Origin of the sequence: Shewanella yunxiaonensis (assembly GCF_018223345.1) — a bacterium.
In the GTDB taxonomy this organism is placed as follows: Bacteria; Pseudomonadota; Gammaproteobacteria; order Enterobacterales; family Shewanellaceae; genus Shewanella; species Shewanella yunxiaonensis.
This window is the reverse complement of record NZ_CP073587.1, coordinates 1,054,021-1,067,566: the sequence shown is the minus strand read 5'-3', so window position 1 is coordinate 1,067,566 and position 13,546 is coordinate 1,054,021. Positions and strand designations below refer to the sequence as shown.

Below are 13,546 nucleotides of genomic sequence, written 5' to 3'. Positions count from 1 at the left end.
TCTCGATAACTCAGCCTAACTTAATCAATTGATCAAAAATGATGAAAATGAAAAACAATAAAGCCCACATAATCGTGGGCTTTAGCATTAAAGTTAGCAAGTTTTAGGCATGTTGTTGCACTAACGCATCGGCATAGCCCATACGCGTCAGCGCATCACGTACCAAATCTAACGTCAATGGATCTTCTATCGTCGCGGGAGGAGTATAAGACTGATTGTCAGCGATTTTACGCATCGTACCGCGCAAGATCTTACCTGAACGAGTTTTAGGTAATTTCTGCACCGCACTTACCAGTTTAAATGCCGCCACCGGTCCAATCTCTTGCCGAACCTTAGCCACCAGTTCGTCATGTAATTGCTTCTCGCTGATATCAATTCCATTTTTTAATACCACAAGACCCAACGGCACCTGCCCTTTCAGTTTGTCATCCACACCGATGACTGCAGCTTCTGCTACTGCCGGATGCTGACATAACACTTCCTCAAAGCGTCCGGTGGACAAACGATGTCCCGCCACATTAATGATGTCGTCAATCCGACTCATAATGTACAGATAACCGTCTTCATCCATATAACCGGCATCCCCAGTAAGATAATAACCGGGATACATGCTGAGATAACTTTCCTGATAGCGCTTATCATTTTGCCAGAGCGTCATGAGTGTTCCTGGCGGCAGTGGCAGCTTAATGACTACGTTACCGGATTGTCTTGGTGGCACTTGTGTGCCAAATTCATCAACGACTTCCACCTGGTATCCAGGCACCGCTCGTGCAGGAGAGCCCGGTTTCACAGGAATCGCCTGTACCCCCATCAGATTAGCGGCCACCGCCCAACCGGTTTCCGTCTGCCACCAGTGATCTATCACCGGCTTGCCCAGTTTTGTGCCGGCCCAATTTAGGGTGTCGGGATCACAGCGCTCTCCAGCTAAGAATACCGTTTCCAGGCAACTCAGATCCGCATCTGCAACAAAGTCGCCATTAGGGTCTTCGCGCTTAATCGCCCGAATAGCGGTAGGGGCAGTGAAGAAACTTTTCACGCTATATTTCTGGATAGTGCGCCAGAAAATACCTGGATCAGGCGTACCAACGGGTTTTCCTTCGTACAGAACTGTCGTTGCACCCACCAGCAGCGGTGCATAGACAATATAGGAATGCCCGACGACCCAACCTACATCCGATGCGGCCCAAAAGGTATCACCCGGATTGATGTTGTAGATATGCTTCATCGACCAGGCGAGCGCTACGGCATGACCACCGTTATCGCGAACCACACCTTTCGGCTGTCCTGTAGTACCCGAGGTATACAAAATATAAAGTGGATCAGTGGCCTCAACCGGCACGCATTCCGCCGGTGATACGTCTTTAATTGACTGTTGCCAGTCGTAATCGCGTCCTTCCTGCAAATCCGCAGCATACTGACTGCGGCCCAGGATCAAACAACGTTCAACTTTATGGCTCGACTGCTCCAAGGCCTTATCCAGCAGCGGCTTGTATGGCACCACACCAGAAGGTTCGACACCACAGGAGGCGCTCAGTACCAACTTAGGTTTCGCATCGTTGATTCGTGTAGCCAGTTCATTGGCAGCAAAGCCACCAAACACCACGGAATGAATAGCGCCAATACGCGCGCAGGCCAGCATCGCATACACTGTTTCAGGCACCATTGGCATGTAAATCACAACGCGGTCACCTTTCACCACCCCGACAGATGCCATGTAACCCGCCAACCGACTGACCTGCGCCTGTAGCTCAGCGTAGGTCACGCCATATTCGGTGCCAGTGACCGGACTGAAATAGCGAATCGCAAACTGCGCCCCCCGCCCCGCCTGAACATGGCGATCGACTGCATTAAAGCAAGTATTCAGCTGACCCTTATTAAACCAGCGATAAAATGGCGCATTACTTTCATCCAGTACTGTTTCCCACGGCTGATACCAGTCTATGGCTGTGGCACATTCACCCCAGAAAGCCGCTTTATCCTCTATGGACTTCTGGTACAGGGTTAAACCCGGATCTGTCATCTAACTGTCCTCCCCAAGGACCGCCTCTCGGCGTAACACCCCCTTCCTTCCGCATTCATTAATAGACGCTTTTATAATCAGACCCTATTAGACGTTAGCCTAAACAGGGCTTTTTTAAGACCTTTTGCTAATTAGCCAACTGGACTGACCTGCCTTTATTCAACAGCTAATACTCAAAATTCTGCGCTAAAATACACACAGCAAACTTTACCTTTACGTAAACTTTCTATATCGTGCGCATATTGCTGCTAACTGAGTGTTATTAAATGAATATCCGACCAACGCCCCAAACCACTTATTCCATCAGTGACCTGTCACGGGAATTTGATATTACGACTCGGAGCATTCGGTTTTATGAAGATCAGGGGCTGTTGAAACCTAAACGCCGCGGTCAGACTCGTATTTACAGTCTGAAAGATAAAGTACGGCTGAAGTTGATTTTGCGCGGTAAACGCTTGGGATTTTCGCTGGCAGAAACCCGTCGCTTATTTGAATTATACGATGCCGATAAAAGCAGTGTGTCACAGCTCAGCACCATGCTGGAGCTTATTGAAGAGAAAAAGACCTCGCTGCAACAACAGATGGATGACATCAAAATTGTGCTGATGGAACTGATGTCAGCAGAAAGTCAATGTCGCCAAGCATTAGCAGAAATCGCTACCGAAAAAACCGGTTAATCACGCCGCTGCGATCATCTGCACATTGTTGCGGTCTTCAGCGTCGTTACAGGAGCCAACCATGATACCCAGTTATTCAGGACTTGACTTCGGACTTGGAGAAGATATCGACATGTTGCGGCAGGCCGTTGCCACATTCGCCGCGGCTCAGATTACCCCTCTCGCAGCACAAATCGACCAAGACAATCAATTTCCTACAGCGCTTTGGCCACAATTAGGTCAAATGGGGCTGTTGGGTATTACTGTCAGCGAAACTTTGGGTGGTGCCGGCATGGGCTATCTGGCGCATGTGGTGGCAATGGAAGAAATCTCACGCGCCTCCGCCTCTGTCGGACTGTCTTACGGTGCGCATTCTAATCTGTGTGTAAATCAGATATTCCGTAACGGTACGGCAGCACAGAAAGACCGATATCTGCCCCAACTGGTCAGTGGTGAACATATCGGCGCCTTAGCGATGAGCGAACCCAATGCGGGTTCCGATGTGGTATCCATGAAGCTGCATGCCCGTAAACAGGGCGATCATTATCTGCTGAATGGCAACAAAATGTGGATCACTAATGGTCCCGACGCCGATGTGTTTGTGGTTTACGCCAAAACCGAACCCCAACTGGGAGCCAAAGGCATTACCGCGTTTATTGTTGAACGAGACTTTCCCGGATTCGCTACCGCGCAAAAATTAGACAAATTAGGGATGCGTGGCTCTAGTACCTGCGAACTGGTATTCACTGATTGTGAAGTGCCAGAAGCCAACATTCTCGGGCAGTTAAATCAGGGGACCAAAGTGCTGATGAGCGGCCTTGACTATGAGCGCGTGGTACTGGCGGGCGGACCATTAGGCATTATGACAGCCTGCCTCGATCTGACACTCCCCTACACAACTGAGCGACAACAGTTTGGCAAGGCAATTGGTGAGTTCCAACTGGTGCAGGCCAAACTGGCCGATATGTACACCGAAATGAATGCTGCCAAAGCTTATGTTTATGCCGTAGCAAAAGCCTGCGATCAGGGGCGAGCCAGTCGCAAAGATGCGGCGGGTGCGATTCTTTACAGTGCCGAAAGGGCAACTCGCGCCGCGCTGGATACCATCCAACTGCTGGGGGGAAATGGCTATATCAATGACTATCCGGCCGGACGCTTACTGCGCGACGCCAAACTGTATGAGATAGGCGCTGGCACCTCGGAAATTCGCCGAATGCTCATCGGTCGTGAACTGTTCAGTGAATGTCACTGAGCCGCCATCTAATCAATAGCGGAGCCAACCACCATGACCCGCATCATCAGCCAGATCAATCCCAGTGATAACGCTTTTATCAGCCGTCAGCAGTCGATGCAGCAGTTAGTGGATGATCTCAAACAGAAACTCACAGTGATTGCTCAGGGCGGCGGTGAACAAGCCATGCGGCGCCACTGTAGCAAAGGCAAACTAGCCCCCAGAGAACGGCTGGCGCAATTGCTGGATGCCGACGCTCCATTCCTTGAAATCGGCCAGTTTGCCGCATATGAGGTTTATGATGAAGTCGTGCCAGCCGCGGGGGTGATTGCGGGTATCGGCCGTGTCAGTGGTTGCGAGTGTATGCTCATCGTCAATGATGCCACCGTTAAAGGCGGCAGCTACTACCCGTTAACGGTTAAGAAGCACTTACGCGCCCAGGCCATTGCTGAGCGTTGTCGCCTACCTTGCATCTATCTGGTTGACTCCGGTGGCGCGAATCTGCCGCTGCAAGATGAAGTGTTTCCTGATCGCGAGCATTTTGGCCGGATCTTTTTCAACCAGGCGCGCATGTCAGCTAAAGGCATTCCACAGATTGCCGTGGTAATGGGACTATGCACTGCAGGTGGGGCTTACGTCCCGGCGATGGCCGATGAATCGATTATTGTGGCTAATCAGGGCACCATCTTCCTGGCTGGACCGCCACTGGTAAAGGCTGCCACAGGTGAAGTGGTGTCGGCGGAAGAACTGGGCGGCGGTGACGTTCACACCCGCTTATCCGGTGTAGCCGACCATCTGGCTCAAAACGATGCCCATGCATTGCAATTAGCGCGGCAGGCCGTGTCACGCTTGAATCGTCGAGCCCCTAGCTTGACACCACAATCTGCAGCCATGCCGCCACTATACGACTGTCAGGAACTCTATGGCATTGTCGGTACTGATCTGAAGAAACCCTATGACGTTCGCGAAGTGATTGCCCGGCTGGTCGATGGCTCAGATTTTGACGAGTTCAAAGCCAATTACGGCAGCACACTGGTATGCGGTTTTGCCAACCTGCATGGCTACACCGTAGGTATCATCGCCAACAACGGCATCCTATTTTCCGAGTCGGCACAGAAAGGGGCTCATTTCATTGAGTTATGTTGTCAACGACAGATCCCGCTACTGTTTTTACAAAACATTACCGGCTTTATGGTTGGTAAAAAATATGAACAGGAAGGCATCGCCAAACATGGCGCCAAAATGGTAATGGCTGTTGCTTGCGCCAATGTGCCGAAGTTTACCGTCATTATTGGCGGCAGCTATGGTGCCGGCAATTATGGCATGTGTGGCCGCGCTTATGACCCTACCATGATGTGGATCTGGCCCAATGCCCGTATTTCGGTGATGGGCGGCGAACAAGCGGCCAATGTGTTGGCGACGGTCAAACGCGATAGTCTGGAACGCCAGGGGCAAACCTGGTCACCGGCTGACGAAGCCGATTTTAAAGCCCCCATCGTCGAAAAGTATGAACGTGAAGGTAATCCTTATCATGCCAGTGCTCGTTTATGGGACGACGGCATTATCGATCCAGCGCAAACCCGCGACGTTATCGGACTGGCGCTGGCAGCGGCTGCCAATGCGCCAATCGAGCCCTGTCAATTTGGCGTATTTCGCATGTAGGAGAACATTATGCAGCACATTCTACTTAAGCGGGATGCACACGGTGTCTGTCATCTCATCCTCAATCGCGCAGATGCCGCCAACGCCTTTGATGAACAGCTAATCGCCGAATTAATCACTCAGTTAAATCAGCTCGCTATCGACCCGAGTTGCCGAATTCTGCTGCTGCGAGGCCAAGGCAAGCACTTCAGCGCCGGAGCCGATCTGCACTGGATGCAGCGTCAGGCAAAAATGGATGAGCAAGCCAATATCGCCGATGCCCGTCAGTTAGCAACGCTAATGCAAACGCTGGACAGTTTTCCCAAACCAACCGTGGCGTTAGTACAAGGCGCTGCCTTTGGTGGCGCGTTAGGGCTTATCTGCTGTTGTGATATTGCGATTGCCAGCAGCGATGCCCGCTTCTGTCTAAGCGAAGTCAGGTTGGGACTTATTCCGGCGGTGATCTCGCCCTACGTCAATCGCAGTATTGGGATGCGGCAACTGCGGCGATATGCACTCACGGCTAAATTGATCGATGCCGTCACCGCCTTACAGTTAGGATTAATACATCAATTAAGCGATGACCTGGAGAATTCGGCGCAGCAAATGATCAGTGCGTTACTGCAAGGCGGCCCCGCAGCTCAGCAGCAATGTAAAACCTTGCTGGCACAAATTGAAACTGCACCATTTGATGAAGCACTCACTCACCTTACCGCCCAAGCTATCGCTGAAGCCAGAGCAGATAAAGAAGCGACTGAGGGCATCGATGCGTTTTTTGCTAAGCGGCAGCCAAGTTGGCAACCAAGTAGCACATCCCCAGTGCAGGAGTCTGAGCATGACTGAAGCCAGCATTCGCAAGTTACTGATTGCCAATCGCGGCGAGATTGCCTGCCGGATCATACGAACCTGTCAGCGACTGGGGATTAGCACAGTGGCTATCCATTCAGCCGTTGACCGCCAGGCTTTGCATGTCCGCGCGGCCGATGAAGCGGTAGCACTGAAAGGCAGTTCGCCATTGGCACCCTATCTGGATATTGAGGCGATTATTGCCGCGGCCAAGCGCTGTGGCGCCGATGCGATCCATCCGGGCTATGGTTTTCTCTCGGAAAATGCCGACTTTGCCAATGCGTGTACCAAACATGGACTGATTTTTGTTGGCCCGCCAGCCAGTGCCATTGAAGCGATGGGCAATAAAAGTGCCGCCAAAACGATTATGACCGAAGCGGGGGTGCCGTTAGTGCCGGGTTATCACGGTCCGGAGCAATCTGCCAGTTTTCTGCAACAGCAGGCACCCATGATCGGTTTCCCATTGCTAATTAAAGCTGCATTTGGCGGTGGTGGTAAGGGAATGCGGGTGGTGGAAACCGCTGCGGATTTTGCTGCTGCACTAGCAGCGGCAAAGCGTGAGGCCAACGCCGCATTTACCGATGATACCGTACTGTTGGAGCGTTACCTGACGCAGCCGCGTCACATTGAAGTACAAGTATTTGCCGATCAGCAGGGGAACTGCATCTATCTGGGCGATCGCGATTGCTCATTGCAACGTCGTCATCAGAAAGTCATTGAAGAAGCGCCAGCCCCCGGTCTCAGTGATGAACTCAGGCAACAAATGGGGCAAGCTGCGGTGGCAGCAGCAAAGGCTATCGGCTATTACGGTGCGGGCACTATTGAATTTCTACTGGACAACGACCAGCAGTTCTACTTCATGGAAATGAATACCCGCTTGCAGGTAGAACATCCGGTGACAGAACTGATCACTGGTCAGGATCTGGTGGCCTGGCAGCTAACCGTCGCTGTTGGTGAGCCATTGCCGTTGACGCAGCAGCAAGTCTCAATCAATGGATGTGCTGTGGAAGCCCGAATTTATGCCGAAAATCCCAGCCATAACTTTCTGCCAGCCTGCGGCCCCCTGCTGTATCTGGCAGAACCAGTGGCGGAACATCTGCGGCTGGATACCGGGGTGCACCAAGGTGATGTGATTACCCCCTTTTACGATCCGATGATCGCTAAGTTAATCATCTGGCACCCACAGCGCCGTGAAGCCTTACGCCAACTGACACAGGCATTGCACCAGTATCAGATAGCAGGGCTTCAACATAACATTGTGTTTCTGGCATCCTTGACCTCACATCCCGCATTTATCAATGAAAACTTCAGCACCCATTTTATTGAACAGCATCTCGATGAATTGCTGCAGCAAGCCACTACACCGGCGCCGACAGCTGAAGTACTGGCTGCGGTAGCGATGGTGAAGCTGCTGGCATTTAAACCACAAGATCAGGTTAACAACGGATCGCCATGGCAGCAGCTAGCAGGGTTTCGACTGAATGCCGCGGCGGAATGGCACTTCCAGCTGTGTTATGCCGCAACCTCGACCAGTTTCCATTTGCAGGTGCGGCAACAAGCTATTGGTGAGTATTCACTGACAATCAATTGCACTTCAGCCACTGATTCCGCTCAAACAACCGTGTTAGTGAGTGGTGAATTAACCACCGCACAGCAACTCAAGCTGACGTTCAATGGCATGAGTCAACACTGGCATTTCTGTCAGCATCAACAGACGCTTTTTTTGCTGCGTGAAGGTCACGTTTGGCAGTTTGAGAGTGGACCGCAGCGTTACGATATTGGCCACGACAATGCCGATACCTCGCTGCAAGCCCCGATGAATGGCACCATCGTGACGTTGTTAGCACAGCCTGGCAATTTTGTCCGCAAAGGCAGCGGGCTACTGGTACTGGAAGCAATGAAAATGGAGTACCAGATCAATGCGCCAGCAGATGGCACTGTTGACCGCTTTTTGTGTCATGCCGGAGAACTGGTAAAGGACGGGGCATTGTTAGTCCAGTTCACTGTCAGGGAGTCGGTCTGATGTATCCATCATCCATCAGTATCTATGAAGTCGGTCCACGCGACGGTCTGCAGAATGAGCGCCCAGTGGCAATGCGTGACAAAGTGCAATTGATTAATCACTTAGCCAACGCGGGGCTCAAGCGAATTGAGGCAGGCAGCTTTGTGTCTGCCAAATGGGTGCCACAAATGGCCGACTCGGCAGCAGTACTGGGACAGATAACCCGCCATGCCGGTGTGAGATACTCAGCACTGACACCAAACCTTGCCGGATTTGAGGCCGCACTAGCCGCCGGTGTCGATGAAGTGGCAGTGTTTACCGCTGCCTCTGAAAGTTTCTGCCAGCGCAATATCAACTGCAGTATCCAGGAATCAATCACGCGTTTTGCCCCATTAATGAAACAGGCCAAGCTTGTCGGCATACCAGTGCGAGGTTACGTGTCCTGCGTACTGGGCTGCCCTTACGAAGGCTACATTGCACCAACACAAGTCGCCGCAGTGGCACAGGAATTACTGCAACTTGGCGTTTACGAAATCTCCCTCGGCGACACCATTGGTGTCGGCACCCCACTGAAAGCCAGAAACATGCTCGATACCGTTGCCAGCAAGGTGCCAGTAGCGCAATTAGCGCTGCATTTTCATGACACTTATGGACAGGCGCTGGCCAATATTCTCGCGTGTCTTGATGCCGGGATTACGACGCTTGATACCGCAGTGGCGGGTCTTGGGGGTTGCCCCTACGCCAGAGGTGCGTCTGGCAATCTGGCGACAGAGGATCTGGTGTATATGCTGCACGGTTTAGGCATACAAACCGGCGTGGACTTACCGAATCTGGCTCGCGCGGGGGCACAGATCAGTCAGATACTCAAGCGTAATAATGGTAGTAAGGTCGGTCAGGTGTTAGCCACTGAACAGTGATAACCAGCACAGGAGAACACGCCATGGCGGGTCTCAATAAAGTCGTTCACAGTTATTCCGAAGCGCTGTCAGGGCTTGAAAACCATATGACGGTGATGGTGGGTGGTTTTGGCTTATGCGGCATTCCGGAGGGGCTGATCAGCGAGATGGTCAGACGGCAGGTGACCGGGTTAACCGCTATTTCCAACAATGCAGGTGTTGATGATTTTGGCTTAGGTCTGTTACTGCGGGGGCATCAGATCACCACCATGATCGCCTCTTATGTGGGAGAGAATGCGTTATTTGAACAGCAGATGCTGAGTGGGGAACTCAATGTCATACTCACCCCACAAGGTTCGCTGGCAGAGAAAATCCGCGCAGGTGGGGCAGGTATTCCGGCATTTTTTACGGCGACTGGCTATGGCACGCCAGTGGCCAAAGGCAAAGAAACCCGCGAAATCGGTGGTCGCCATTATGTCCTTGAACCGGCGCTGACGGCAGATTTTGCCTTAGTCCGCGCCTGGAAAGCTGACACCATGGGCAATCTTATCTACCGCCATACCGCGGCCAATTTCAACCCGGTGATGGCCACTGCGGGCAGAATCACCGTGGCTGAAGTGGAAGAGATTGTCGAAGCGGGTGCACTCGATCCGGATCATATTCACACCCCCGGCATCTATGTTGAACGGGTGATCCAAGGCAGTTTCGAAAAACGCATTGAAAAACGTACCGTCAAAAGCAGTCACGTTTGAAGGAGAACAGCATGGCACTATCCAGAGAACAGATGGCAATGCGGGTCGCCCGCGAACTGCATGATGGCGACTATGTGAATCTGGGGATTGGCATCCCTACCTTAGTGGCTAACTATATTCCAGCAGACATTCAAGTGATGCTGCAGTCAGAAAATGGTTTGCTGGGGATGGGTGAATTCCCAGAGGAAACAGCAGTTGATGCCGACCTGATTAATGCGGGCAAGCAAACGGTTACCGCAGTTAAAGGCGCCTCGTTTTTCTCCAGCGCCGACAGCTTTGCGATGATCCGCGGAGGCCATATCGATCTCACGGTACTGGGCGCATTTGAGGTGGACGTCAGCGGTTCTATTGCCTCCTGGATGATCCCCGGCAAATTAGTCAAGGGAATGGGGGGTGCTATGGATCTGGTTGCCGGCGCGCGGCATATCATTGTCACCATGATGCATGCAGACAAAGCGGGCAACTCAAAACTACTGCCACAATGTACTTTACCGTTAACCGGCGTCGGCTGTATTCACACAGTACTGACCGATTTGGCACTGTTACAGATCTATGACGGTGCTTTTCACCTAAAAGAATTGGCTCCCGGCGTGACTATCGATGAAATAAAAGCCAAAACCGCTGGCAAACTGGTGATTCCGCAGCAGGTGCCAACAATGGAGTTTTCACCCAGAGTATTCCGGTGATGAGCGACAGTAGCTATCTGAAGCATTGCTTCAGATAGCGTCGGCAAAACTTAGCCACGCGAACTGGCATCTGCATCTATTTGAATAGCGTGGTTTAGGATTGACAACAAAAAGGCACCGCTTGAGATGCCTATTTACACGATGATCATGCTACTCAGTTGGCGCTCGTGACCGTAGTGCTGATAGTGAAGTTGGTAACCACAGAACCGGCAGTATAATTGGCAGGCGCAACATACATACCATTAAATAATTCGTCGTAGCTGCTCAGCGTGCCACCGCGGTAAACAGTATAACTGGAACCGGTTGCCAACGCTGGACTGGAAATCAGTACTGCCGAAGCGGAATTAGGCATCTGGTACGCAAACACCGCATTCCCAGATGCATCCGTTACCACTAAGTTTCCTGAATTTATATTACTAAGGGCCACGGTATTCTGTGTTGTCACAGAACGGGTAACACTGCTATTGCGTCCGCCAATACCTACAATTAAGCCACCGGTAATTTTGAACGTATTGTTGTCACAATCCAGCCCCCCGTCTGCCCCGCCAGCACCATCAGCAACAACAACACCGCCCGTGACCGTTAACGTACCATTAGAGTCGATAGCATCATTCTGACTCGCTGAAGCATAAATGTACCCATCATTAATAACCAGAGCATTACCGGCGTTCAGCGCGTCATCCGTGGTCTGAACACTTAAATTTCCACCATTAATCGTAAGAGTCGATTTGGCTTCAATACCCTCGGGAGACAATGAGTCATCCGCTGTTTCAAACGGGGTACCAGTAGTGACAATGGTAATATCACCACCGTTAATGGTGACTCGTGGATCAGGATCATCATCCGTCGTTGTCGTTTCTGAATCTTCGGCAACCTTCCACGCAGCGGTTATGGCCTTGTCATAGCTTTCAATGTTAATGGTGCCATCGTTGATAACAATAAAACCATAACCACCGTTATCATTCTCTTTTCCCTCAACTTTTATCCCTTTCCCGGCGCCATCTTCAGTCACAATATTCAGTACACCACCATCCATCACAAAGGCATTGTTAGCACGAATACCATCTTTATTTTCTGAAGTTATCTCGATAGTGCCGCTAGCAATACGCACATGTTTATCACTACATATGGCATGTTTTTTGGTCGCAGTGATGTCAAGTTGGCCGGTGCCATTAAAAATTAATGGCCCTTCACTGAAAAATGTGGCCTTTAGATCCATATCACTACCATCAGGTAACGTGCGATCACTCCAAGTGCTGCTGTCAGTTAATATATTGGTGGTATCTTCCAACAGCGAAACAAATGCGCGTTCATCACTTTGAATATTGATAGCGGGCCCGTCGCTACTATCAATTTCAACACCAGCAAGAGTTAGCTTAAATTCACTATCGCTATAAAACGTTACAGTCTTTTCATAACTGCCATACAAGGCATAATTGATCAGCATCTCATCATCATTGGTAGCATTTACGGTAAGACCATCACTACCTGCAACGATGGAAATAATTGTAGTACCGTCATAAGTCACGGGGATAACCCCATCAGACGCCGTACCGATCACCAATTCATTACTCTCACTTTCTGCCGAGATTCCGTCAGTACTGAGATAGATATTAATGGTATCAAAGTTCAATTCTGAACTATCATCCGCAGCGTTTTGCCCCGTAGTAAGGTTCCAACTTTCAGTCACAATTGTGCTGCTATCAGCGGTATCAGTCGTATTGGAGCCATTATCTGATGCATCTGATGTCTGCGAACTATCGCTGCTAACAACAGTGGCATCATCGTTTCCACCACAACCACCCAGTAATATTGAAAATCCAATTAAAGATATAACCACCAGTATATTCGGGAGTTTTTTCATACGTTGCTCTTCAATAAATAAATTTAAAAATGACTGCAAACTGGAGAGATAACGCGGTATAACATCGATATGATAAAATTATCTCTTATTAATGAATTCTATTGATGTTCTCATTAAACAACTGTCGTGATAATGACGAGATACTGTAAAAAATTTTAAAAATAGTTATATTCAACCATATTATTGGCTTTTCTGACTTTTTAAATAAATCAATTGATTTATCAAAAATATTGAAATGGAATTCCGATTTATCAATTGCCCACCCCTTTCTGAATTTTGAAGGTAATAACAATATGAAAATATCTACAAATATTACTTTTGGCCCATTAGCCCTAAAACCACTTTGTGTACAACAAGCTGATGCGTTTTTAGTTCACATCAACGACAACCGCGATGTTTATGAGGATGTGATTCCGTTTGTCAGTCGCACCCATGACTTGAGAGACATGCAAGCTGTCATCAGTGGCAACCTTGACCGTCAGTCGCAAGGCCTAGGGCATTATTATACTCTCTGGGATGGGGACACCATGGCCGGATATCTACTGGTACGAGAAATCAATCACGACGCTAACTGGGCAGAGATAGGTTATATGCTCGGTACAAAGTGGCAGCGTCGGGGGATTACGACCATGGCTTGTCACTGGCTGATTGAGCAATTGCTTGCTTCAGGGATTGATAAAATCGCCTTGTGTTGTAATGACGATAATCTCGGCAGTATGGCCGTTGCCGAAAAGCTGGGGTTCAAACTAGAAGGTAATCTGCGCCAGTATTTTATCGTTAATGGTAAACGCCGCAATATGTGCTGTTATGGATTACTCAAGGAAGAATGGGCCCATCGCTCTGCGTGTTAATCTCAAATATTTCATGGTTCTATACAGGTCATACAATAGGCTGACACTTCATTACATCGGCTTACAGGCGTCCCTCTTATAATCCTGAAAAATATGTTGTT

11 protein-coding genes are annotated in these 13,546 nt (G+C 50.1%); 9 read left to right on the top strand and 2 right to left on the bottom strand.

The window, feature by feature from the left end:
• Positions 1-103: 103 nt before the first annotated feature.
• Positions 104-2,020, bottom strand: coding sequence for a propionyl-CoA synthetase (locus tag KDN34_RS04970; RefSeq protein ID WP_212595815.1), 1,917 nt, complete (start codon positions 2,018-2,020; stop codon positions 104-106).
• Between the two features lie 266 nt (positions 2,021-2,286).
• Here KDN34_RS04970 and KDN34_RS04965 point away from each other — a divergent pair, with 266 nt between their 5' ends.
• The 8 genes from KDN34_RS04965 (at position 2,287) to KDN34_RS04930 (ending at position 10,730) form a co-directional block, all read left to right on the top strand.
• Positions 2,287-2,697 carry a MerR family transcriptional regulator gene (locus tag KDN34_RS04965; protein ID WP_212595814.1) on the top strand — a complete coding sequence of 137 codons (411 nt, stop codon included), beginning with the start codon at positions 2,287-2,289 and terminating at the stop codon, positions 2,695-2,697.
• Positions 2,698-2,758: 61 nt separating this feature from the next.
• Positions 2,759-3,928 (top strand): isovaleryl-CoA dehydrogenase, encoded by a 1,170-nt coding sequence (locus KDN34_RS04960; RefSeq protein ID WP_212595813.1) that lies wholly within the window; start codon positions 2,759-2,761, stop codon positions 3,926-3,928.
• A 33-nt stretch (positions 3,929-3,961) separates the two neighbouring features.
• A complete protein-coding gene (locus tag KDN34_RS04955; RefSeq protein ID WP_212595812.1) occupies positions 3,962-5,569 on the top strand; it encodes a carboxyl transferase domain-containing protein in 1,608 nt (535 codons plus the stop codon).
• A gap of 9 nt (positions 5,570-5,578) precedes the next feature.
• Positions 5,579-6,391 (top strand): enoyl-CoA hydratase-related protein, encoded by an 813-nt coding sequence (locus tag KDN34_RS04950; RefSeq protein WP_212595811.1) that lies wholly within the window; start codon positions 5,579-5,581, stop codon positions 6,389-6,391.
• Entirely contained in the window at positions 6,384-8,417 is a 2,034-nt protein-coding gene (locus KDN34_RS04945; protein WP_212595810.1) for an acetyl-CoA carboxylase biotin carboxylase subunit, read from the top strand. The genes KDN34_RS04950 and KDN34_RS04945 overlap by 8 nt, the downstream gene beginning before the upstream one ends.
• On the top strand, positions 8,417-9,313 hold the full coding sequence (locus KDN34_RS04940; RefSeq protein WP_212595809.1) for a hydroxymethylglutaryl-CoA lyase: 897 nt from the start codon (positions 8,417-8,419) through the stop codon (positions 9,311-9,313). The genes KDN34_RS04945 and KDN34_RS04940 overlap by 1 nt, the downstream gene beginning before the upstream one ends.
• A 23-nt stretch (positions 9,314-9,336) precedes the next feature.
• The gene (locus KDN34_RS04935) at positions 9,337-10,044 is read left to right on the top strand and encodes a CoA transferase subunit A (RefSeq protein ID WP_212595808.1); all 708 of its coding nucleotides are present in this window, start codon (positions 9,337-9,339) and stop codon (positions 10,042-10,044) included.
• A gap of 11 nt (positions 10,045-10,055) precedes the next feature.
• The gene (locus KDN34_RS04930; RefSeq protein WP_212595807.1) at positions 10,056-10,730 is read left to right on the top strand and encodes a CoA transferase subunit B; all 675 of its coding nucleotides are present in this window, start codon (positions 10,056-10,058) and stop codon (positions 10,728-10,730) included.
• 154 nt (positions 10,731-10,884) lie between these two features.
• Here the strand turns inward: KDN34_RS04930 and KDN34_RS04925 are convergent, their stop codons facing one another.
• The gene (locus KDN34_RS04925) at positions 10,885-12,594 is read right to left on the bottom strand and encodes a carbohydrate-binding domain-containing protein (protein WP_212595806.1); all 1,710 of its coding nucleotides are present in this window, start codon (positions 12,592-12,594) and stop codon (positions 10,885-10,887) included.
• 293 nt (positions 12,595-12,887) lie between these two features.
• Here KDN34_RS04925 and KDN34_RS04920 point away from each other — a divergent pair, with 293 nt between their 5' ends.
• Complete coding sequence (locus tag KDN34_RS04920) at positions 12,888-13,445, top strand: GNAT family N-acetyltransferase (RefSeq protein WP_212595805.1); 558 nt, start codon at positions 12,888-12,890, stop codon at positions 13,443-13,445.
• Positions 13,446-13,546 lie beyond the last annotated feature (101 nt).